17 protein-coding genes are annotated in these 21,970 nt (G+C 62.4%); all 17 read left to right on the forward strand.

Features of this window, described 5'->3' with window-relative positions; translation table 11 throughout:
* The first annotated feature begins 83 nt into the window (after window positions 1-83).
* The 17 genes from CNQ84_RS05840 (at window position 84) to CNQ84_RS05925 (ending at window position 21,958) form a co-directional block, all read left to right on the forward strand.
* Window positions 84-509 carry a putative quinol monooxygenase gene (locus CNQ84_RS05840; protein ID WP_217350056.1) on the forward strand — a complete coding sequence of 142 codons (426 nt, stop codon included), beginning with the start codon at window positions 84-86 and terminating at the stop codon, window positions 507-509.
* A 168-nt stretch (window positions 510-677) separates the two neighbouring features.
* Window positions 678-1,022, forward strand: coding sequence for a hypothetical protein (locus CNQ84_RS05845; protein ID WP_133065867.1), 345 nt, complete (start codon window positions 678-680; stop codon window positions 1,020-1,022).
* A gap of 394 nt (window positions 1,023-1,416) precedes the next feature.
* Complete coding sequence (locus CNQ84_RS05855; RefSeq protein ID WP_096004044.1) at window positions 1,417-1,938, forward strand: RNA polymerase sigma factor; 522 nt, start codon at window positions 1,417-1,419, stop codon at window positions 1,936-1,938.
* A 32-nt stretch (window positions 1,939-1,970) separates the two neighbouring features.
* On the forward strand, window positions 1,971-2,945 hold the full coding sequence (locus CNQ84_RS05860; protein ID WP_342745750.1) for a FecR family protein: 975 nt from the start codon (window positions 1,971-1,973) through the stop codon (window positions 2,943-2,945).
* A gap of 186 nt (window positions 2,946-3,131) precedes the next feature.
* Window positions 3,132-5,732 (forward strand): TonB-dependent receptor, encoded by a 2,601-nt coding sequence (locus tag CNQ84_RS05865; RefSeq protein WP_096003966.1) that lies wholly within the window; start codon window positions 3,132-3,134, stop codon window positions 5,730-5,732.
* Between the two features lie 130 nt (window positions 5,733-5,862).
* Window positions 5,863-6,390, forward strand: coding sequence for a sigma-70 family RNA polymerase sigma factor (locus CNQ84_RS05870; RefSeq protein ID WP_096003967.1), 528 nt, complete (start codon window positions 5,863-5,865; stop codon window positions 6,388-6,390).
* The gene (locus CNQ84_RS05875; RefSeq protein ID WP_096003968.1) at window positions 6,387-7,346 is read left to right on the forward strand and encodes a FecR domain-containing protein; all 960 of its coding nucleotides are present in this window, start codon (window positions 6,387-6,389) and stop codon (window positions 7,344-7,346) included. The genes CNQ84_RS05870 and CNQ84_RS05875 overlap by 4 nt, the downstream gene beginning before the upstream one ends.
* 235 nt (window positions 7,347-7,581) lie before the next feature.
* Entirely contained in the window at window positions 7,582-9,588 is a 2,007-nt protein-coding gene (locus CNQ84_RS05880; protein ID WP_165771230.1) for a TonB-dependent receptor, read from the forward strand.
* Window positions 9,589-10,293 carry a porin family protein gene (locus tag CNQ84_RS05885; protein WP_096003970.1) on the forward strand — a complete coding sequence of 235 codons (705 nt, stop codon included), beginning with the start codon at window positions 9,589-9,591 and terminating at the stop codon, window positions 10,291-10,293.
* A gap of 20 nt (window positions 10,294-10,313) precedes the next feature.
* Complete coding sequence (locus CNQ84_RS05890; RefSeq protein WP_096003971.1) at window positions 10,314-10,934, forward strand: hypothetical protein; 621 nt, start codon at window positions 10,314-10,316, stop codon at window positions 10,932-10,934.
* A complete protein-coding gene (locus tag CNQ84_RS05895) occupies window positions 10,934-11,833 on the forward strand; it encodes a sulfurtransferase (protein WP_096003972.1) in 900 nt (299 codons plus the stop codon). The genes CNQ84_RS05890 and CNQ84_RS05895 overlap by 1 nt, the downstream gene beginning before the upstream one ends.
* A 248-nt stretch (window positions 11,834-12,081) precedes the next feature.
* The gene (locus CNQ84_RS05900; protein ID WP_217350057.1) at window positions 12,082-12,378 is read left to right on the forward strand and encodes a hypothetical protein; all 297 of its coding nucleotides are present in this window, start codon (window positions 12,082-12,084) and stop codon (window positions 12,376-12,378) included.
* A 10-nt stretch (window positions 12,379-12,388) separates the two neighbouring features.
* Entirely contained in the window at window positions 12,389-14,071 is a 1,683-nt protein-coding gene (locus CNQ84_RS05905; protein WP_096003973.1) for a PepSY-associated TM helix domain-containing protein, read from the forward strand.
* Window positions 14,064-14,381 carry a DUF3325 family protein gene (locus CNQ84_RS05910; protein ID WP_096003974.1) on the forward strand — a complete coding sequence of 106 codons (318 nt, stop codon included), beginning with the start codon at window positions 14,064-14,066 and terminating at the stop codon, window positions 14,379-14,381. Before CNQ84_RS05905 ends, CNQ84_RS05910 begins: the two co-directional genes overlap by 8 nt.
* A gap of 170 nt (window positions 14,382-14,551) precedes the next feature.
* Complete coding sequence (locus CNQ84_RS05915; RefSeq protein ID WP_096003975.1) at window positions 14,552-15,790, forward strand: efflux RND transporter periplasmic adaptor subunit; 1,239 nt, start codon at window positions 14,552-14,554, stop codon at window positions 15,788-15,790.
* A 10-nt stretch (window positions 15,791-15,800) separates the two neighbouring features.
* The gene (locus CNQ84_RS05920) at window positions 15,801-18,881 is read left to right on the forward strand and encodes a multidrug efflux RND transporter permease subunit (protein ID WP_096003976.1); all 3,081 of its coding nucleotides are present in this window, start codon (window positions 15,801-15,803) and stop codon (window positions 18,879-18,881) included.
* A complete protein-coding gene (locus CNQ84_RS05925; RefSeq protein ID WP_425439949.1) occupies window positions 18,878-21,958 on the forward strand; it encodes an efflux RND transporter permease subunit in 3,081 nt (1,026 codons plus the stop codon). The genes CNQ84_RS05920 and CNQ84_RS05925 overlap by 4 nt, the downstream gene beginning before the upstream one ends.
* The last annotated feature ends 12 nt before the right edge of the window (window positions 21,959-21,970 follow it).

Here is a 21,970-nt window from a genome sequence, read left to right on the forward strand (position 1 = left end):
TATCAGGCATGTTTGCCGGTGCTTTGGGCATCTGCTGCACGCGCCCATGGCTAGAGTGGAATCTCCACGACAGGAGGTGACCTATGCATGACAAGCAGATGAACGACGCGTCCGTACCCGGGCCAACCGCACCACTAGCGGCGATTGAAGGACCCCATGTTGGTGTCCGGCAGATTGGAGAGTCGGGCGATGAAGGGCGTAAAGCCTTTTACATTCATATCGAGGCCAAACCGGGGCGCGAGGAGGAAGTGCTGCAGATGCTGCGCGACATTCGCGCCTGTGTTGAAGATGAACCGGGCACTGGCCCCTGGTTTGCGGTGCGCTTTTCCCAGCGGGTGTTCGGCATCTTTGAGGCGTTTCCCGATATTGCGGGCAGACAGGCCCACGTTGAGGGTGGCGGCGGCGACATCTTCAGGGACCGGGAGCGAATGAATGCGATTTTGGCCGACGCCGCCCGGGTGCACCGGCTGGATGTGCTGATGAGCAAGGACAGCTTCTCTCACCTGTAGGCCTGAAGAGACAGAATCCCGTGCGATCCTGCTGGGGCGCTGGACAGTCTTCGGCAGGAATATCCACGCTCAGCTTGAGCCTGCGACTATATTCTGCTGCGGAGTCACGGAGGCTCTGGTGCCCGGCTGCCAGAGGAGCTGACAGCACGGATCAGGACGTGGGGTGATATGGGGTTGGCAAGGTTAGTCTGGATATGTCTGGCGTGGGCGCTGCTTGCACTGCCGGCGCACGCGCGGCCCTCGGGCGCGGCATTGGTCGAATGCCGTGACGAGAGCGAACTGCTGTCTGCGCTGGAGCAGGGCATTGAGCAGCTCAATGGCCGGCGCGCGGTGTTCGAGTGGATCTACAACGATGCCTTTCCGGCCAGCATGTCGCTGGACGAGGTCCTGCTTGCCAGTCAGCGTGCCGGCCGGCAGGGCTGGCCCGCCAGCATCGACTGCCCGTCGCTGGCCGCGCAGTATGAGTCGGCGCTGGCCGAGTATCAGCACGCGCGCAGCCGCCTGCAGCAGTAGCTGTCTCATGGCTGTTCCTCGATAAAGCGCCCCAGGGCAACTGTGATGCGGTCAAGGCGGTCAAGGGTACGCCCAGGGCCAGTAGCGACAGTACCTTGAGAGTCTTGCGCCGGTCCTGGCTGTGCAGCCGCTGCAGGGTGGGGCGAGCGATGTCGGTCGGCAGCGGTCTCACGGCAGCCGGTCTGGCGCTGCAGCCAGGCGCGCAACCAGCTGTGATGGCCGCGATAGACGCTGGAAAGGGGATCGCTGGAATGGCTCATGCGCAGGGTGCGGTGCTTTCTTTTTGAGAATGAGTCGCAGTTTACGTATGTGCCGGTCAATCCCGCAAGCCTCTGGCTGTTCGTATTAAAAGCAATTATCATTTGCAAGTGAAGTCGGCAAATCGGGCTTGCCAGTGAACAGTTCCAATCTAGACAGCGTCTTTATCAGCCAGCGCACCTCGCTGCTGCGCACCTTGCTGAAAATCGTCAAGAACACCAGCATCGCCGAGGAGCTGGTGCAGGAGACGTATCTGCGGGTGGCGCGCACGGTGCGTGACAAGCCGATTGATCACCTTGAACCCTTTCTTTTTCAGACTGGCCGTAATCTGGCGTTGGACCACCTGCGCCGTGAACGCATGCAGTCGCGCACCATGCTCGACGACGTGCCCCATGAGGTGGTCGAGGCAGTGGCCGCGCCGGCTTCCTCCAGCGAAGACAGCCTGCACGCTGCGCGCCTGCTGCAGCATCTGGGCAGCGCGCTGGATCAACTGAGTGCCCGTCAGCAGCGGATATTTGTGCTCAGCCGCCTGCATGGCATGAGCGCAGGCGATATTGCCGCCGAGTTGGGGGTATCGCCCAGCACGGTGCAAAAGGAGCTGAAATTGATCATGGCGCTGTGCGTGACGCTGATCGAGCGACTCACGCCCACGCCATGAGCCGCTTTCGCTCGTTCACCGCATAAGCCAGAATGAACACCCGTGATGACGAGAGCCGGCCGATGACCGAGCCCACTACCCACCCTGCCGACGGCGAGTCGCTGCAGAGCCAGGCGCTGGACTGGCTGCTGGCGCTGGAAGACGCCGACGCCGAGTGTCTGGCGCGCTTTGATGCCTGGCTGGCCGAGTCGGCTGCGCACCGGGCGGCCTTTGAGCATGCCCGCGCCTGTTGGCAGTCGTCAGCCCTGGTGGATGCGGCGGCGCAGCTGGAGGCCCGCACCACGCCCGCGCCGCGGCGACGCTGGGCTGGCGCGCTGGCGCTGGCCGCCTCGGTGCTGCTGGCGCTGGGTGTGCTGATGCAGAGCAACCTGCTGCTCGACTGGCGCGCCGATCACGTGACGGCAGTCGGTCAGCGGCAAAGCCTTGATCTGGCCGACGGCTCGCAGGTGGTGCTCAATACCGACAGCGCGTTTTCCAGCGATATCGACGGGCGCAAGCGCACCGCGAACCTGCTGCGCGGCGAGGCCTATTTTGACGTGGCACGCGACAGCGCGCGGCCCTTTGAGGTCAACGCCGGGCCGGTGCAGATTTCGGTGCTGGGCACCGCCTTTGCCGTGCGCTACCTGGATGACGCCACCGAGGTCAGTGTTGCCCACGGGCAGGTCGAGGTGCATGCGCGCAACAGCGGGGCGCGTATTCATTTGAGCGCCGGCGACAGCATTTGCATTGATCAGCAGGGTGCCGGCAATCGTGTACGCGGCAACGCCGCCAACCAGCTGGCCTGGGTGCAAGGCCGCCTGGTGTTTGATGACCAGCCGCTCGGCGAGGTGCTGGCCGAGCTGCGGCGCTACTATCCGGGCTGGATCATCAACGCCAGTGGTCCGTTGGACAGCATGCGGGTAACCGGTAACTATCGGCTCAGTGATCCGGTCAGCGTCATGCGTTCGCTGGCGCAGGTGACCTCGGCCAACCTGCATGAATACCCGGCGCTACTGATTCTCAACTGATCCTGGCTGACCCCGAGGCGGCCGGGCGGAGCCCGAGATCGGTGGCTGCTGGCCGGCTGCGCGCCCCCTCTCGCAAGACACGCCAAATTATTTTTACGCAATCTCGACAGGTTGTTCGTCTCGTCAGGAAGTAATGCAAACCATTCGCATTGTTTGCTGCTCCACGACCCTGCAAAGAGATTCTCGATGACCGCTCAACCTCGCCGCGTCCTGTCCCGAACCCGCTCTACCACCTGCCTCTCGCTCCTGGCCCTGGCCATCTCCTGCGCCGCTGTGCCGCAGGCGCTCGCCGCCGACGCTCCTGCCAGCAATCTGCAGCAGAGCCAGGCGCGCTACAGCTTTGAGATTCCGGCGCAGCCGCTGGTGGCAGCGCTCAATGCCTTCAGCGATATCAGTGGCTGGCAGGTTGGACTGCAGGCTGATCTGGCGGCAGACCTGCAGTCCGCACCGGTCAGTGGCCGGCTGTCTCCCGAACAGGCGCTGACCGAGCTGCTGCGTGGCACCGGCGTGGGCTACCGCAGTGCGGGCCAGCGTAGTGTCGTGCTGGTGTCTGGCGAGCGGGCGGTCAACCTGCAGGCCATTACCGTCACTGCGACGCGCAGCCAGCGCATGGTTGACGAGGTGCCGAGCACGGTCAGCTCACTGGGCCGCGAGCAACTGGACCGTGAACTGGTCAATACCACTCGCCAACTGGTGCGTGGCGAACCGGGCGTCTCGGTGGGCGGCACCGGGCAGCGCTCGGGCATCACCGGCTACAACATTCGTGGCATCGATGGTGATCGGGTGCTGACCCAGGTAGACGGCGTCGAGATTCCCAACAGCTTTTTCAACGGCCCCTACGCCAACACCCAGCGCAACTATGTTGACCCGGAAATCGTCAAGCGGGTGGAAATTCTGCGCGGCCCGGCCTCGGCTCTGTACGGTAGCAGCGCCATCGGTGGCGCGGTCAGCTACTTCACCCTGGACGCCGACGACATCATCAAGCCCGGCCGCGATACCGGCGCGCGCTTCATGACCGGTTACAGCTCGGCTGATGAAAGCTGGCTGACCTCGGGCACCGTGGCCGGTCGTACCGGCAATCTTGATGCCTTGCTGCACCTGTCCCAGCGTAACGGCCATGAGACCGAGTCTTATGGCACCACCGGCGGCATCGGCCTGGATCGCACGGCCGCCAACCCGGAAGACGTGCAGACCACCAACATTCTGGCCAAGCTCGGCTGGGACTACAGCGACAACGGCCGCCTGCAGCTGACCTACGAGAACTACGAAGACGACCGCGACACCAACCAGCTCAGCGCCGTGGGCGGGCCATACAACGCCGGCAGCGGCTTTGGTTACTACGAGTCGCGTGAGGGCAACGACACCATTACCCGCGAGCGCTACAGCCTGTCGCACATGCTGGCGCTCGACAGTCTGCTGGCTGACAACCTGAACTGGAGTCTGAATTACCAGCTGGCCAAAACCGACCAGAGCACGGTAGAGCACTACGTCCCCAAGAACTTTTTCACTGGTGCAGTCAGCCGTGACGTACAGCGCTACCGCGACACCACCTACAAGGATCGGCAGTGGATGCTGGATCTGCAGCTGGACAAGGCGTTCAGTCTGGGCAGCAGTGATCACCTGTTGACCTACGGTGCGACACTGAAACGTCAGGAAGTGACGGGCCTGCGTACCGGTTATGGCGTCTGCCTGCAGGCGATCAGCGCCAGTTGTCCGACCGCCGGCGCGATCAGCAGTAACGCCTCTGACACCCTGACCCCGCAGAGTGATTTCCCCGATCCGACCATCAAGGTCTACAGCCTGTTTGTACAGGACGAGATTCGCTGGAATCAGTGGACCTTCCTGCCGGGCCTGCGTTATGACCACACCCGTCTGTCGCCCGAGCTGACCGATGAGTTTCTGGCGACTGTCAGCAGCAGTGACGTGACCGACTACAACGATGATGACCGCACCTGGCACCGGGTATCGCCCAAGCTGGGCGTGACCTACCAGTTTGATGATCGCTACACCTGGTTCGGGCAATATGCCGAAGGGTTCCGCACGCCAACCGCCAAGGCCCTGTACGGCCGCTTTGAGAACCTGGCCGGCGGCTACACGGTGGAACCCAACCCGGACCTGGAGCCGGAGAAGAGCCGCGGCCTGGAAACCGGCCTGCGTGGCTACTTTGAGGCCGGCAACTTTGATTTGGCGCTGTTCTACAACGAGTACCGCGACTTTATCGACGAGAACGCCATTACCCCCGGCTACACCAGTGATACCTTCCAGACCCGCAACATTGCTCACGCCAGCATCCGTGGCGTGGAAGCCAAGGGCCGTCTGAACCTGGAGCACTTCGGCATGGCTCCTGGGCTGTATGCGCAGGGCTCGATTGCCTACGCCCGTGGCCGCAACGATGACAATGGCGCACCGCTGAACAGCGTCAACCCGCTGACCGGTGTGTTCAGCCTGGGGTATGAACAGGCCCGTTACGGCGGCGAGCTGGCCTGGACGCTGGTCAAACGCAAGACCCGCATCGACGAATCCAGCCTGAACATCCCCGATGGCACCACCAGCCAGTTCGCCAGCCCCGGCTTTGGCCTGCTGGACCTGACCGCCTACTATCAGGTGACGGACGATCTGGTGGTCAACGCCGGGCTGTTTAACCTGACCGATAAAAAGTACTGGCTGTGGGATGACGTGCGCGGCTACGACAGCGTCGGCGAAGCGACCGTCACCAGCCCTGCCAACCTCGACCGCCTGACCCAGCCAGGTCGCAACTTTGCAGTCAATTTGGTGTGGGATATCTGAGTCAGCAGGTCAGCCCCTCGCCTAGCGCAAGGGGCTGACACATTGCATGCTGTGTTCTCTCTCAATATAATGAGAAGCATTCTTGTTTGGGTGCCTTTTGCGCCCACTTGCATGTGTTGGGGGAGGGGGCGTGTCTGCCGAATCATCTGGAGATCAGGTGCAGCAATTGTACCTGCAGCACCACCGGTGGCTGACTGGGTGGCTGCAGCGTCGTTTGGGCTGCAGTTTTCGAGCTGCAGACCTCTGCCACGATACCTTTGTTCGCATTCTCAGCGCGGATAACGCTGCCACCCAAGTGCAAGCGGTGCGAGAGCCGCGTAGCTATCTTGCCACCATCGCCAATCGGGTTCTGATCGATCACTTGCGTCGCCGTGCGCTGGAGAAGGCCTGGCTGGAATCGCTGGCGTTGGCTCCGGAAGCGGTGGATATCTCTCCGGAACAGCGCCTGTTGCTTCTGGAGGCACTGCAGCAGCTTGACTGCATGCTCACTGGTCTGGGCTCCAAGGTACGTGAGGCCTTTCTGCTTTCCCAACTGCAAGGGCTGCGCTACAGCGAGATTGCCGAGCGGCTGGGTGTTTCCGTGAGCATGGTTAAAAAGTATATGGCCAAGGCTACCGAGCATTGTCTGTTGTATGCGCTGGAGCTGGAGTTGTCATGACTGTTACCCATTCCTCTGACCGCCGGGTGGCGCTCAAGGAGGCTGCCCATTGGTACTCCACCCTCTGTGCTGGTGAGGCAGCAGAGCGATCCGCAGGCGAGCTGGAAGCCTGGCTGGCTCAGGACCCGCTGCACCGCTGGGCCTGGGGGCGGGTAGGCATGCTGCAGGCACAACTGGGCAATCTGCCTGGGCGACTCGCCTTTGACAGTTTTCAGCGCCGCGATCGTGAGTTGCAAAGCAGTCGTCGTACGGTTCTGCGGGCTCTGCTGCTAGGGGTAGGAGTGGGCGCCACTGGCTGGCTGGGGTACCGCTATAGCCCCGCAGGCTTGTATGTCGCCGACGCGCATAGTGCGCGCGGAGAAGTGCGCATGTTGACCTTGCCCGACGGCTCGCGTCTGACCCTTAACTCTGCGTCGGCGGTAGACCTGCGTTTTAGCGAGCTAGAACGCCGAGCGTTGCTGCGTCAGGGTGAAGTGATGATCGAAACTGCCAAAGATCCGATTGGTCGGCCTTTCCTGGTCGAAACCGGGCAAGGCGTCGCGCGCGCTCTGGGGACCCGTTTTTCGGTACGCCGCGACGGCTCCCGTAGTGAGGTGAAGGTCTACGAGCACCTGGTTGAAGTGACCGGTGCGCAGGGGCAGCAACGTCTGCTCGGCGCAGGGGAGTCGGTAAAAATAACCCCGGGTGAGCTGTCCATCGGTACCCATCCGGCTTTTAGTGATGCCTGGGTTAACGGAATTCTCGCCGTGGAAAATATGCCTCTTACCCAGTTTGCCGATGAGCTGGCGCGGTACCGCTCGGGTTTTGTGCGTTGTGCGCCTGAACTGGCGCAATACCGTATCAGCGGCGCTTTCCGTATCGATGACACCGACCAAGCGCTGCAGGCGATCACTCGCTCCTTCCCTGCGCGCGTGCAATTTCGCACCCGGTATTGGGTGGATATTCTTCCTGAATAAAAATCATTGTCAGTTGCTGTCCTTTTTCATTTGTCGTTCGACCTAGTCAGTAATGCCACACACACTGACAGGTAACGTCATGATCTCAGTACCCAACACCCATACCCCTCGCTTAAACCTGAGGCCGCTTGCCAGCGCGCTGCGCCGCAGCCTGATGCTGGGCGCTGTTTTGGCCTTGACGCCGACAGCCATAGCGCACGCGCAGAGCCAAGCTGATACGGCGCATGTTCAGCAAATGGACATTCCGGCGGGCCCGTTGGGCGCTGCGCTAAGCCAGTTTGCTGCCCGCAATCGCGTGGTTATCTCCTTTGACGCCAGCCTGACCGAGGGGCTGCTTACCGAAGGCCTGAATGGCAGTTACGGGGTGGCTGAGGGGTTACAGGTGTTGCTAGGCGGCTCCGGTTTGCAGGCGGTGCTCGACCGTGACGGTAGTTATCGCATTGTCTCTGCTGAACATGGCGCCTTGCCAGCCCTGCAGGTCTCTGCTGCGGCGCTGGAGGAGGCTGCGAGGGTGCCCGGTATCACCGTTTACGATGCTGAACACATCGCCACTGCTCCCGGACGCAACGGCCAGATCACCGAGCTGTTGAGACAGCACCCGGCGGTGCAGTTTGATCGCTATTCGCGTGACAGCAAAACCCCGGCTGATCTGAGCGCCGAGAACATCTCCATCAACGGCGCCAAATACTGGGACAACAACTTCTCGGTGGATGGCATCAACGTCAACAACGACATCAACCCGGGCGGGCGCACGGTGGCCGCCAACTCATCGACTACCGATTTGCCGGCCAATACCAGCCAGGGCATGAACCTGGATACCTCCCTGCTGGAGGCGATCACGGTGTACGACAGCAACGTGCCGGCCCGCTATGGCGGCTTTACCGGTGGTGTGATCGACGCCACCACACGCGACCCCAGCCAGCGCTTGGCCGGCAGTATCTCCGCCAGCATGACCAAGGACAGCTGGACCGAGTACCACTTGGATGAGCGCTATCAGGACGACTTTTATGACTCTGGCGACCCCGACGGCACTGCTGAGATCCAGCCCGACTTCAAAACCCTGACCTACCGCGCCACGCTCGAAGGCCACTTGACCGATGACTTTGGCCTGCTGGGTAGTGTGGTGCGGCGGCAGTCGACCATCTATGACAAGAACATCTACGCGCGTACCTATGCCGACAATGGTGTTACCGCGCCGACCGTGACGGATCTACAGCAGCAGATCGACAACCTGTTTCTCAAAGCGGTCTGGGCGGCGAGTGACCGGCTCGATCTGGGCGCTAGCCTGAATTACGCGCCGCAAAAGGCCGAGTACTTCAATATCAACACCCTGAATGGCGGCTTCGACATGGAGTCGGGTGGGCTGCAGTTCAACGTCAAAGCGGACTGGAGGGGTAACTGGGGTACTTGGCGCAATGCGCTGTATTACACCGAGGTAGAGCAATCACGGCAAAACGGTGCGGACTACTTCAAGGCCTGGTACGCCTCGGACGAGAAAAACTGGTCTGACCCTACCCAGCGCTGGAATGCGGCGATGGAAGGCACCTACGGCAACATCGAGCAGAGCCAGGAGAAGCTTGGGCATGAGCTACGGCTGGAGCTATTGCCTTTTGCCGCTGGCGGCGTGCAGCACAACGTCAGCCTCGGCAGCCTGGTGGAGTACACCGAGGCAAGCTACGTCCGCGACAACACCTTTGTACAGGCCAACGGAACCGACCTCGTTGCGACCTACAGCTGCCTGACGGCCTCCGGCGCAGTGGATACCGAGTATTGCTCGGAGTCGCCGATTACCGCCAACCCCTATCGCGGCTGGGAGCCGGGAGCAGGGCAGATGTTCAACCGGCTCTATTACTATCTACCCGGCGAGATCGAGGTTGACCAGCTGTCATTGGCGGCCTTCGCCGAAGACCGCATGGAGTGGCGCAATGTCGAATTGCGCGCCGGCCTGCGCGCTGAATGGGATGACTACCAGCAAAACGCCAATCTGGCCCCCCGTCTGTCCGGCACCTGGGACTTGTTCAGTGACGGCAGCACGCGGTTGATTGCCGGCGCCAACCGTTACTACGGCCGTAACATCTTCGACTTTCGCCTGCGCGAGGAGCGTGAGTCACTGCGCTACTACACCCTGCGCGACAGCACCACGCTGGAGTTTGGTGAGCTAACTCTGGCCGCGCGCAATGCCACCAGCCTGCAGGATATGGATACGCCCTATGACGACGAGCTGACCCTGGCCATTGAGTAAGTGGTTGCCGACACCCTGTTTACCTTGCGGGTGGTTAGTCGCGATGGTCGTGACCAGATCCACCGCGAGCCTGTAACCAATGACGGCAGTCGGCCGGATTTGGCAACGACTTATTACACCTACACCAATGACGGCAAGACTGACAGCCTCAACTATTACTTGAGTGTCAGTCCATTGCGCGCTCTGGACTTCTGGGATACCCGCACCCACGGCGAGCTGACCCTCAGCTGGAACGATGTGACAACCACCAACACCGGTTATGACGAGGAATTTGATGACACGCCGGTGATGTACAAGGGCAAAGTCATCAAGACCTACGATATTCCGGTGGACAACTACACCCGGCCCTGGTCAGCCCGACTGGCGACCACCACGCAGATTCCGGCTTGGGGGCTGACACTGGGTAATTTCTTTAACTGGCGTGCGGACTATTCGCAGGTCATTCGCACCGGCCGTGTGACCCATGAGGGGCAGAGTATCTACAACTACGAGGATTACGACATTTCCTCGGCGTTGACCTGGGATATGCGCGTTGGCTGGGAGCAGGCACTGGGCAATCACCAAGCGGTATTTGCCAGCCTGGATGTGGGCAATGTGCTGAATCGCCGCAATGCCATCGGCAGTAGCAGCAGCTACAGCACGACCGCCGAGCTGGATTACGAGCTTGGTCGCAACTTTACCCTGGAAGTCGGCTACCGCTTCTGAATCCTGATCCGGAGTACCTGATGAATACCAAACTAACCGTGTTTGGCGCCCTGCTGTTGGCCGCCAGTCTAGCGGGCTGTGCCCGTCATGCCGTCAATGATGTCGATGGGGCGCGGCTCGCCATCCTGCAGCAGGCCGCCGCCACCCCGGAGCTGATCGCTGTGCAAACGCCACTGGATGATCCTCGCCTGGATAGCCTGGAGCCGGAATTGACGGCCTGGCGTCGCCCCGCCGGTGACAGTGAACAACCTGCCATGCGCTCGCTCTCCTATTACGTGCACAGCTCGATGCTGGTTGAGTGCGCGCAGCTGTGCGGCCTTAAAGTGGGTGGCGGCCAGCGGATACCGGGCCAATTTATGACCTTTAACTGTGATAGCCAGATCACCAATCTGCGGGAGTTCTTGCCGACTGAGGGTAACGATGGGCTGGCGCTTCACCCCGAGCAGGTAAACCTGCTGGTCAATCAGCGGCCGGCCAGTCTGCAGCGTTTTAAGGCGCTGTCGGGCAGTGAGGCGACGTTGCTGGCATGGGAGGGCGCAGACCGAGGATTTGCGCTGTTTACCCCGTCTGCTTCGCTGGCTGACGCCGAGCGTTTGATTGCCGTCGCCCGTTCTATCGATGCTGCCGAGGAGATCCACTGATGCGTTTTCTTATGTTGTGTGCCTTGCTGTTGAGTGTTGGGTTAGCCCGTGCCGATGCGCTGGTGAGTACCGAGTGGCTAGCTGCGCATTTGGATGATCCGCAGATCCGGCTGTTTGAGGTCAGCGTGGCGCCCGAGCAATATGACGCCGGACACATTCCCGGTGCCTTCAATCTGGATTGGCATACCGATCTGGTTGATCCGGTGCGCCGGGACATCGCTCCGCGCGAGCAGTTGCAGGCCCAGCTGCGCGCGGCGGGAGTCGATGCGCACAGCACTTTGGTGCTGTACGGCGACAACCACAACTGGTTTGCTGCCTGGGGTGCCTGGATTTTCGAAACCTACGGTCTGGAGCAGGTAAAACTGCTCGACGGCGGGCGCATCAAGTGGGAGCTGGAGGGGCGCGTCCTGACGCGTGAGGCAAGTACTGCCAAGCCCAGCCAACTCATACTGCCCGAGGCCAGTGAGCGTTACCGTGCGCGTCTGGGCGATGTGGTGGATGCGGCGCAGGGGCGCACTGATGTCGCGTTGCTGGATATCCGCTCGCCGGATGAGTATCAGGGCCGGGTGATCGCCCCGGCTGGCTCGCTGGAATTGTCTATGCGAGCCGGCCACGTGCCTGGCGCGGTCAACGTGCCTTGGTCGAAGGTAGTGCAGCCCGATGGTCGTTTTCGTCCGGTAGAAGAGCTGCGCGCGCTCTATCAGAGAGTGGGTATCGACGGTCAGCGTCCGGTGATCACCTATTGCCGCATCGGTGAGCGTTCGAGTCATAGCTGGTTTGTGCTGCACCGCCTGCTCGGCTACCCGGCGCGGAACTACGATGGCTCTTGGACTGAATACGGCAATTCCGTCGGGGTACCTATCGACAATCCGGCCGGCACTGTCTGGCGGGGGCGCTGAACGCTAGCTTTGAATGCTGCTGCTACGGCACGGCACGGCACGGCCTGGCCTGGCCGCCCGCAGCACACCGTCGGGCGGCTGCTGCTTGCATAGTAAAATGATAATTTCTATCATTCTCGGCTGCGCACCTGCGTCATCTGCCCACGCTGGGCTGACCGGGTCGTTTCTTCTTTCTATCACCGCCCGGCAACAGCACCGGGCGTGCTGTAGGTGAATGGCATGACAGGTCCTTTGGCGGAGTACAATTCATGATGGTCAGCGCGTCACGTGGCGCCATCATCTCGCGTATTCTGGCAGCGATTTTTGGTTGCTATGCCTTTGTCTGGGGTGTGGTTGCCCTGGGCGTCGCGGCGCTGCATGGCGCTGGGCTGGAGTATCACGCGGCCGAGCAGGCCATGATGATGCTGGCCTTTTTGCTTTACCTGGGGCTGTTTCTGTGGACCTTTGCCGCTGCCAGTGTGCGGCGAGTCTGGCTGGTGCTGGCTGGTGGCAGCGCGGTCATGCTGGCTGCCGCCTGGCAGCTGCAGCGCATGATCATCGGATAGGAGCACCGCCATGCTGAACAGTTTCCGCCAATCCATGGCCTGGGTGCATACCTGGTTCGGGCTGGTACTGGGGTTTGTGCTGATGGTCGCCTTCTTCTTTGGCGCGCTGTCCGTCTTCGACCGCGAGATCGACCGTTGGGCGATCCCGGAGACGCGTTTTGAGCCGCAGCCGATGCCGTCCTACGACAACCTGCTCAAACAGGTCTTTGCTGATCTCAAGCCTCACCCGCTGGATATGGCCGCGACCGCGGAACGGGTAATTGGCGATCTGCCGGCACCCGAGACCATGCCCATGGTCGGGCTATTTGCCTACACCACCCACCGTGACCCGGTGCTGCGTATTGGCGCCGAGTTCGCCATCCCCAACAAACCGATCGACTCCAAAGACGACCACCTGCACGTGCACGGTTGGGCCACCATCGACCCGCGTACCGGTGCGGCGCTGCCGGATGACCAGCTGAAAATCGGCAGCAACTGGTTCTATCCGATGCATTACAGCCTGCAGGTGCACTGGAAGAACATCGGCGTCTTTGTGGTGGGGCTGGCGGCGCTGGTCATGCTGGTAGCGCTGGTCACCGGCGTGATCATGCACCGCAAGCTGTTCAAGGAGTTCTTTACCTTTCGGCCGAAGAAGCGCACCCAGCGCAGCACCCTGGATCTGCACAATATGACCGGTGTGGTGGCGTTGCCCTTTCACTTCTTCTTCGCCTTCACCGGACTGGTGATCTTTGCCTCTTTCTACTATTTCCCGGTGTCCGGGACCCTGCTCAAACCGCTGCATGACCGGCACGAGGTCATTGAGGCCGAGCATACCGGGCTGCCGCATGACGAGGCGGGCGTGCCGGCCGAGCTGGCCTCGGTCGATGCCATGGTTGCCGAGGCCAAGCGTATCTGGGCCGAGCGTGACATGGCCGGTGAGGTGGGCCTGCTGATGATCGAGCATCTGGGCGACGCCAACGGTTATGTCAGCATCTATCGCGCCGGCAGTGACCGGGTGGCGCTGGTGGGTGAGGGTATCCACTTCAAGGCCAGCACCGGCGAGGTGCTGCGCGAAGAGCCACCGAGCGATCCGGTGGGCGCGGTCAATGAATTCCTGACCGGCCTGCATTTGCAGCATTTCGAACACTGGACCTTGCGCTGGCTTTACGTCGCTGGTGGCTTGCTGGGCTGTATCTGTATCGCCACCGGTTTTGTGTTTTTTGTCGAAAAGCGTAAGCAGGAACACGCCAAGCGCGGTCTGCAGGGCTGTCGACTGGTCGATGCCATGGCGGTGACCACGGTGACCGGCATGGTACTGGCGGCCGTGGCCATGCTGGTGGCCAACCGCTTGCTGCCCGACGCCATGCCCGGTCGTGGCGACTGGGAGAAGTGGACTTTCTGGGCCGTCTGGCTGCTGAGTCTGCTGCACGCCCTCTGGCGCAGCGCTCCGGTGGCCCAGGCGCGCAGCAATCCGGCTTGGCGCGAGCAGTGCTGGGCGCTGGCGCTGGCCTGCGTGGCGGCGGTGCTGCTCAACTGGCTCACCACCGGCGATCATCTGCTGAAAACCATGCTGCTGGAGCCCTACTGGGCGGTTGCCGGCGTTGACTTGAGTCTGCTGGCCTGCGCGTTGGTGTCGGTATTCACGGCGCGGCGCCTGGCACGCACCGTAGAGGTGAAGCAGGCCAGCCGGATTGACGGGGTGGCGTATGAGTAACGCTGGACTATGGTTGCTGGCTGCGGCGGCCAGCATGTGGCTGGCCACCGGTTGGCTGGCCCTGTCTCTACCGGCACACTGGCGCCAGGTGTTCGTGGCCAATGAGGTGGCGCCGGGTTATCTGCGGCCCCTTGGCTGGCTGGCGCTAGGGGTGTCGGTGCTCTGTTGTTTCAAGGCAGACCACCCGTCAATGGCGGTGCTGGTCTGGTTTACCCTGTTGCCGGTTGCCGCTGTGGCCACGGCGATGACGCTAAGCTATCGACCGGCGCTGTTGCGTGTGGTTTGCCCAGTGTTTCTGCGCGCTCGCTAACGGCGCGCTTCCAGCGCCCGGAGAGGGCGTTCTGTCCGGGATGGAACCTTGGAAGGCGGCTTTGTCAGGTCGTCTTCGCATTAGGTAAAAGTGTGTAAATTCTCTAGGGCTGGCAAGGCATATTGCCTAGAGTCCCTAGTGCTTAAAGCTATTCCCGGACCCTGACCTTTATGCCTTCTTCTGCTCTGTTCTCCCGTACGCGGGTCAAGTGGCTGCTGCTGCTTGCTGCCATCGTTGCTGCGCTGGTTTTCGCCTGGTATCAGTTTTCTGGTTCTGCCGCTCCGGCGCCCATGTCGCATCGCATGGCCTTTGGCGCGCCAGCGGTGGTGCGAGTGGAGCCTGCCCAGCGCAGCGAGCTGGACGTGCAGATCAAGTCTATTGGGACGGTAACGCCGCTCAACACCGTGATTGTGCAGAGCCGGGTCAATGGCGTGCTCGAGCGGGTGGTGTTCGAAGAAGGCGCCGCCGTTGAGCAGGGCGATCTGCTGGCCGAGGTGGACCCCTTGCCCTACAAGGCGCAGCTGGAACAGGCTGAAGGTCAACTGCAGCAGAGCCGCGCCACGCTGGAAAACGCCCGTGCGGACCTGGCCCTGTATGAAACCCTGTGGGAGCAGGACTCCATCGCCCGTCAGCAATTGAGTGATCAGCGCGCCATGGTCAACGAACTGCTGGGCACCGTGCGAGCCAATCAGGCTGCCGTTGACGATGCCCGCCTGCAACTGTCCTGGACACGCATTACCGCACCGCTGGCCGGCCGCCTGGGGCTGCGCAAGATCGATCAGGGCAACCTGGTGACCGGCAGCGAGGCCGAGGGCATTGTCAGCATTACCCAAATGCAGCCGATTGCCGTCAACTTCACCGTACCAGAAGTGGACGTGCCGGCCTTGCGCAGCTCGTTCCGGGGTGAAGAGCCGCTGAAGGTCGAGGTGCTGGACCGTAATGATCAACAGGTGATCGCCAGCGGCAACCTCACCACCCTGGACAACCAGATTGATACCGCGACGGGCACACTGCGTGTCCGCGGCCAGTTTGCCAACGAGGATGAAGCGCTGTTCCCCAACCAGTTCGTCAATGTGCGTTTGCGCCTGAGTACCCTGCGCGACGTGGTCACCATTGCGTCGGATGCGGTGCAGTTCGGCAACAGCCGCACCTATGTCTACGTGGTAGAGGACAGCAAGGCCTATGTGCGTGAGGTCACGCTGGGCGCCAGCGCCGACGGCAGAATTGCCGTGACCAGCGGGTTGCAGGCCGGTGAGCTGGTGGTGCTGGAAGGGCTGGATCGCCTGCGCGACGGCAAGGAAGTCGTCATTCCTGACGCCGAGAATGAGGTCGCCACCGCCTCGCCGGCAACCGCGCCCGCGCAGCGTCCGGGCAACGGTGAGCGTCGCGGTCCGCGACCAGCCAATTGAGTACGCTGGCATGAAGAGCCTGTCTACGCCCTTTATTCTGCGCCCGGTAGCCACCTCGCTGCTGATGCTGGCCTTTATGGCCGCCGGCCTGCTGGCCTGGCGCCTGCTGCCGGTCGCCGCGTTGCCGCAGGTCGATTACCCGATTATTCAGGTCTTTACCTTCCAGCCGGGTGCCAGCCCGGAAATCACCGCGCGGACCATTACCGCGCCGCTGGAACGCCACCTGGGGCAAATTCCAGGGCTTAAACAGATGTCATCGACCAGTTCCGGTGGCGCCTCGGTCATCACCCTGCAGTTTGACCTGGACGAAGACCTGGGCGTGGCCGAACAGGAAGTGCAGGCAGCGATGAACACCGCAGACAGCCTGCTGCCCAGCGACCTGCCGACACCGCCGATCTACCGCAAGGTCAACCCGGCGGACGCGCCCATTCTGACCCTGGCGATTACCTCCGACAGCCTGCCGCTGCCGGAGGTGCACGATCTGGTCGACACCCGCATGGCGCAGAAGCTGGCGCAGCTATCCGGCGTGGGCATGGTGAGTCTGGCCGGTGGGCAGCGTCCGGCGCTGCGGGTGCTGATCAACCCGAATGCGCTCACGGCTTACGGCCTGAGTCTGGACAGCGTGCGCCAGAGCATCGCGGCGACCAACGTCAATCAGCCCAAGGGCAGCTTTGATGGTCCGACCCGTTCAACCATGCTCGATGCCAACGACCAGATTCGTTCGGTAGAGGACTACCGCAAGCTGATCATCACCTGGCAGGACGGCGCGCCGCTGCGGCTCGGCGATGTGGCGACCATTGTCGACGGCGCCGAGGATCGTTTCCTGGCCGCCTGGGCCAATAGCCAGCCGGCAGTGCTGCTGAACGTGCAGCGCCAGCCCGGGGCCAATGTGATCGATGTCACCGACAGTGTGCGTGCGTTGCTGCCGCAGCTGACCGCGACCCTACCGGCGGCGGTCGATGTCGCGGTGCTGACCGACCGCACCCACAGCATCCGTGCTTCGGTCAGCGATACCCAGAAAGAACTGCTGTTTGCCATTGGCCTGGTGGTGCTGGTGACCTTTGCGTTTTTGCGCAGCCCCTCGGCCACCATCATCCCCAGCGTGGCGGTGCCGCTGTCGCTGGTGGGCACCTTCGCCTTCATGTATCTGATGGACTTCTCGGTCAACAACCTGACCCTGATGGCGCTGACCATCGCCACCGGGTTTGTGGTGGATGATGCCATTGTCATGCTGGAGAACGTGGCCCGGCACCGGGAGATGGGCAAGTCGCCGATGCAGGCCGCGCTGGCCGGCGCTGGCGAGATCGGCTTTACCCTGATGTCGCTGACCTTCTCGCTGGTCGCGGTACTGATTCCGCTGCTGTTCATGCCGGATGTGGTGGGGCGGCTGTTCCACGAGTTCGCCATTACGCTGGCGGTGGCCATTGTCATCTCGCTGGTGGTCTCGCTGACGCTGACGCCCATGATGTGTGCGCGCATGCTGCATACCCCGCCGCAGGAGCACGCCGGTGGCTTTTTGCATGGCCTGATCGAACGCTATGGCCGCGCACTCGACTGGGTGCTGGAGCGCCAGCGCGCCACGTTGCTGGTGATGCTGGGCACCATCGCGTTGACCGGGCTGCTGTACCTGGCGGTGGACAAGGATTTTTTCCCGGTACAGGACAGCAACGTCATCCAGGTGATTACCGAGGCGCCGCAGGATATCTCGTTCAGCGCCATGGCCGAGCGTCAGCGCAATCTGGCCGTCGCCCTGCTGGAAGACCCGGCGATCGAGAACCTGTCGTCCTTCATCGGGGTCGATGGCAGTAACGTCACGCTCAATAGCGGTCGTTTGCTGATCAACCTGCCGCCGCACAGTGAACGCGACGAAAGTCTGTTTACCGTGATGGACCGGCTGCGCGAGCGCGCCGCCGAGGTGCCGGGCATTACTGCCTGGTTCCAGCCGGTGCAGGAGCTGACCATTGAAGACCGGGTCAGCCGCACCCAGTACCAGTTCAGTCTGACCAGCCTGGACAGTGACGAGCTGCGCGAGTGGGTGCCGCTGATGGTCGACGCGCTGAACGCGCGCCCGGAGCTGCAGGACGTTGCCTCCGATCTGCAGCAGCAGGGCCTGGAAGCCTATGTGGAGATTGACCGCGACGCCGCTGCGCGCCTGGGGCTGAGTGTCACCGACGTGGCCAACACGCTGTATAACGCCTTTGGTCAGCGCCAGATCGCGACCCTGTTTACCCAGGCCAACCAGTACCGCGTGATCATGGAAGTGGATCCGCAGTTTGCCGGCACGCCGGATAGCCTGCGCAACCTGCACGTTACCAGCGCCGCCGGCAGCTCCGTTCCGCTGGCCAGTGTCGCGCAGGTGCATCAGCGCAGCGCGGCGTTGCTGATCAACCACCAGGGGCAGTTTCCGGCGACGACTGTGTCCTTCAATCTGGCACCCGACGCTTCGCTCGGTGAGGCGGTCGAAGCGATTGAAAGCGTACAGCAGGAGCTGCAGCTGCCGGTCAGTGTGGAGTTGCGCTTCCAGGGCGCCGCCGAGGCCTTCCGCGCTTCCTTGAGCAATACCCTGTGGCTGATCCTGGCTGCAGTGTTGACCATGTATATCGTGCTCGGCGTGCTCTACGAGAGCACCATTCACCCGGTGACCATTCTCTCGACGCTGCCCTCGGCCACGGTCGGCGCCTTGCTGGCGCTGCTCTTGACCGGGCGCGCGCTGGACATGATCTCGGTGGTCGGCATCGTGCTACTGATTGGTCTGGTGAAAAAGAACGGCATCATGATGGTCGACTTTGCCCTCGAGGCGCAGCGCAATCAGGGCATGAGCCCGCGCGAGGCGATTCACCGGGCAGCCCTGCTGCGTTTCCGGCCGATTCTGATGACCACGCTGGCGGCGTTGTTTGGCGCGCTGCCGCTGATGCTGGCCAGCGGCTCGGGCGCCGAACTGCGCCAGCCGCTGGGGGTGGTGATGGTCGGCGGGCTGCTGGTTAGCCAGGTGCTGACGCTGTTCACCACGCCGGTGGTGTATCTGTTCTTTGATCGTTTGACCCGTCAGCGCACACCCGAGCCTGCGTCGACGCCCGAGCGCGCACTGTGAGCACCGAGACAGGCATGCTGCAGCGCCCGGTTGGCCTGTCGCTGCTGGCGCTGGCGCTGGTACTGGTCGGTGTGCTGTGCTGGCGTCTGCTGCCGGTGGCGCCCTTGCCGCAGGTCGAGGTGCCGATGATCGTGGTCACCGCTAGTCTGCCGGGCGCCAGCCCCGAGAGCATGGCAACGACCGTGGCGACGCCGCTGGAACGCGCGCTGGGGGCCATTTCCGGGGTCACCGAGATTTCCTCATCGTCCAGCCAGGGCTCGACCCAGGTGGCGCTCGCCTTTGAGCTGGACCGCGACCTTAACGAGGCGGCACGCGAGGTGCAGGCGGCAATCAACGCGGTACGCGGCGATCTGCCAGCGGGTATGCCCGGCAACCCCGAGTACCACAAGATCGACCCGTCACAGGCGCCGATCATGGGGCTGGCGCTGAGTTCTCCCAACCTCTCACCCAGCGAGCTGTACGACATTGGCTCGACCATTCTGGCGCAGAAGATCGCGCAGATTTCCGGCGTTGGTGAGGTGAGCGTGGGCGGTGCATCCCTGCCGGCGGTGCGGGTGCAACTGGATGCGGCTGCGCTGATGCATTACGGCATCTCGCTGGACGAGGTGCGCAGCGTGATCTCCAGCACTAACGCGCTGCGCCCGATGGGCGTGATCGAGCAGGGCAGTCACCGCTGGCAGGTGCAGACCAGCGAGGCGCTGCGTACGGCGGCGGCCTACCGCGAGCTGATCGTGCGCTATCAGGACGGCGCCGCCGTGCGTCTTGGCGACGTGGCGCAGGTCACCGATTCGGTGGAAAACCGTTACAGCGCGGGCTTCCATAACGACCGCTCAGCGGTGATTCTCGATATCAGCCGCCAGAGCGGTGCCAACATTGTGGAAACCGTGGCCAATATCCACGAGCGCCTGCCGCAGCTGTACAACCTGATTCCGGCCGATGCCGAGCTGACGATCATCAGTGATCGCTCGCCGGTGATCCGCGCGACTCTGCGCGAGGCGCAAATATCGCTGCTGCTCGCTGCGTTGTTGGTGGTGGTTGTGGTCTGGCTGTTCCTCGGTAACCTGCGCGCTGCGTTGATTCCTTCCACCGCCATTCCGGTATCGCTGATCGGCAGTTTTGTGGTCATGTACCTCTGTGGCTTCTCGCTCAACAACCTGTCGCTGATGGCGTTGATCGTTGGCGCCGGTCTGGTGGTGGACGATGCCATTGTGGTGCTGGAGAACGTCCAGCGGCATATGGCCAACGGGCTGTCTCCCCTGCAGGCGGCTGCCCGCAGCGCCCGCGAGCTGCGCTTTACCCTGATCGCCATGACCCTGGCGCTGGCGGTGGTGTTTGCGTCTATCCTGCTGCTCGGCGGTCTTATCCAGCAGCTGTTTCAGGAGTTCTCGATCACGCTGGTGGCGGCCATGCTGATTTCCCTGCTGGTGTCCCTGACCCTGACACCGGCACTCTGCGCGTTATGGCTCAAGCCTGGACAGCACGCCGCGCCACAGGAGCAGGACAAGGAGTCGCTGTTTGCCAGTTTGCAGGACGGTTACGCTCGCTCTCTGCGCTGGTTGCTACGCTTTCGTCCGGTTGCCATTGTGCTGCTGTTGGGCGCGATTGGCGCTAGCGCCTACTTGATGATCACTCTGCCGGAAGAGTCGCTGCCCCAGCAGGACAGCGGTCAGATCAACGGTTTTCTGCGCGGTGATGACGGCCTGTCCTTTCAGGTCATGCAGCCAAAGATTGAAGCCTACCGGCAGTACATCCTGCAGGACCCGGCGGTGGCGGACCTGACCGGTACCTCTGGTGGCGATCGAGGACTGACCAACACCCAGCTGTCGATCAAGCTCAAGCCACTGTCCGAGCGCGATGCGTCGGCGCAGGAAGTGGTCGACCGACTCCGGGCCAATGCGCCCAAGATTCCCGGCATCATGATGTTCCTGATGGTGCAGCAGGACTTGTTCTTCCGCCCACCGTTTCGTAGCAGCGAGTACGAGGTGCTGCTGCGGTCGGACTCGCTGGAGGCCCTGAAACAGTGGTCGCGCACGGTGGCGCAGGCAATGGAACAGAGCCCGTTGCTGACCGACGTGGACTCCATGGACGGCGACGAGACTCGCCAGGTGGTGCTGGATATCGACCGTGAAGCGGCGCGGCGCCTGGGCGTGGATATGCAGACCATCGCCTCGGTGCTGAACAACTCCTTCTCCCAGCGCCAGGTCGCCACCCTGTACGACGAGCTCAACCAGTACCGGGTGGTGATGGAGCTGGCGCCACGCTATACCGAAAGTCCCGCCGTGCTGTCCCAGCTGGAGGCACTGACCAGCGATGGCCAGCGGGTGCCGTTCTCCACCTTTGCCACCTGGGATTACGGCATGGCCGAGGACCGGATCCGTCACGAAGGTCAGTTTGCCTCCCTCGGCATTGGCTATGCGCTGGCTGAGGGGGTGACGGACATTCAGGCGCGTGAGGCCATCGAGCAGATTCTCAACGACGTGATGCTGCCCAGCTCGGTGCACCAGGCGCCGCCCTCGGCCAATGACTTCGGCACCGCGCTGGACCCCTGGGTTTTTGTGGTGGTGCTGCTGGCTGTGTATCTGGTGTTGGGGGTGCTGTACGAGAGTACCCTGCACCCGCTGACCATTCTCTCTACGCTGCCGCCGGCCGGGCTGGGCGCGTTGCTGGCGCTGAAATTTGGTGGCCAGAATCTCAGCCTGATTGCCATGCTGGGGCTGTTCCTGCTGATTGGCATTGTGATGAAAAACGCCATCATGATGATCGATTTTGCGCTGGAGCTGCAGCGTCGAGACGGCATGGCGCCGCGCCAGGCCATTGAACGTGCGGCGCTGCTGCGCCTGCGTCCGATCCTGATGACCAACCTGGCCGGTATGCTTGGCGCGGTGCCGCTGATTCTCGGTTTTGGTGAGGGCGCCGAGATGCGTCGTCCGCTGGGCATGACTATCTTTGGTGGTCTGGCCCTGAGTCAGTTGCTGACGCTGTACACCACACCTGCGGTGTACCTGTACCTGGAAAACCTGCGCCAGCGCGTGCTGCGTCGCCGCGCTGCGCCTGAACCCTCCGAATCCTCTGTCTGAACTCCGGTTGCT

Origin of the sequence: Pseudomonas abyssi, assembly GCF_002307495.1 — a bacterium.
Taxonomy (GTDB): domain Bacteria; phylum Pseudomonadota; class Gammaproteobacteria; order Pseudomonadales; family Pseudomonadaceae; genus Halopseudomonas; species Halopseudomonas abyssi.

Excerpts from the sequence above, each read along its gene's own strand:
- CNQ84_RS05840 (WP_217350056.1), top strand. The coding sequence starts at position 84 with ATGCATGACAAGCAGATGAACGACGCGTCCGTACCCGGGCCAACCGCA.
- CNQ84_RS05845 (WP_133065867.1), top strand. The coding sequence starts at position 678 with ATGGGGTTGGCAAGGTTAGTCTGGATATGTCTGGCGTGGGCGCTGCTT.
- CNQ84_RS05860 (WP_342745750.1), top strand. The coding sequence starts at position 1,971 with ATGAACACCCGTGATGACGAGAGCCGGCCGATGACCGAGCCCACTACC.
- CNQ84_RS05865 (WP_096003966.1), top strand. The coding sequence starts at position 3,132 with ATGACCGCTCAACCTCGCCGCGTCCTGTCCCGAACCCGCTCTACCACC.
- CNQ84_RS05875 (WP_096003968.1), top strand. The coding sequence starts at position 6,387 with ATGACTGTTACCCATTCCTCTGACCGCCGGGTGGCGCTCAAGGAGGCT.
- CNQ84_RS05880 (WP_165771230.1), top strand. The coding sequence starts at position 7,582 with ATGGACATTCCGGCGGGCCCGTTGGGCGCTGCGCTAAGCCAGTTTGCT.
- CNQ84_RS05890 (WP_096003971.1), top strand. The coding sequence starts at position 10,314 with ATGAATACCAAACTAACCGTGTTTGGCGCCCTGCTGTTGGCCGCCAGT.
- CNQ84_RS05895 (WP_096003972.1), top strand. The coding sequence starts at position 10,934 with ATGCGTTTTCTTATGTTGTGTGCCTTGCTGTTGAGTGTTGGGTTAGCC.
- CNQ84_RS05900 (WP_217350057.1), top strand. The coding sequence starts at position 12,082 with ATGATGGTCAGCGCGTCACGTGGCGCCATCATCTCGCGTATTCTGGCA.
- CNQ84_RS05905 (WP_096003973.1), top strand. The coding sequence starts at position 12,389 with ATGCTGAACAGTTTCCGCCAATCCATGGCCTGGGTGCATACCTGGTTC.
- CNQ84_RS05910 (WP_096003974.1), top strand. The coding sequence starts at position 14,064 with ATGAGTAACGCTGGACTATGGTTGCTGGCTGCGGCGGCCAGCATGTGG.
- CNQ84_RS05915 (WP_096003975.1), top strand. The coding sequence starts at position 14,552 with ATGCCTTCTTCTGCTCTGTTCTCCCGTACGCGGGTCAAGTGGCTGCTG.
- CNQ84_RS05920 (WP_096003976.1), top strand. The coding sequence starts at position 15,801 with ATGAAGAGCCTGTCTACGCCCTTTATTCTGCGCCCGGTAGCCACCTCG.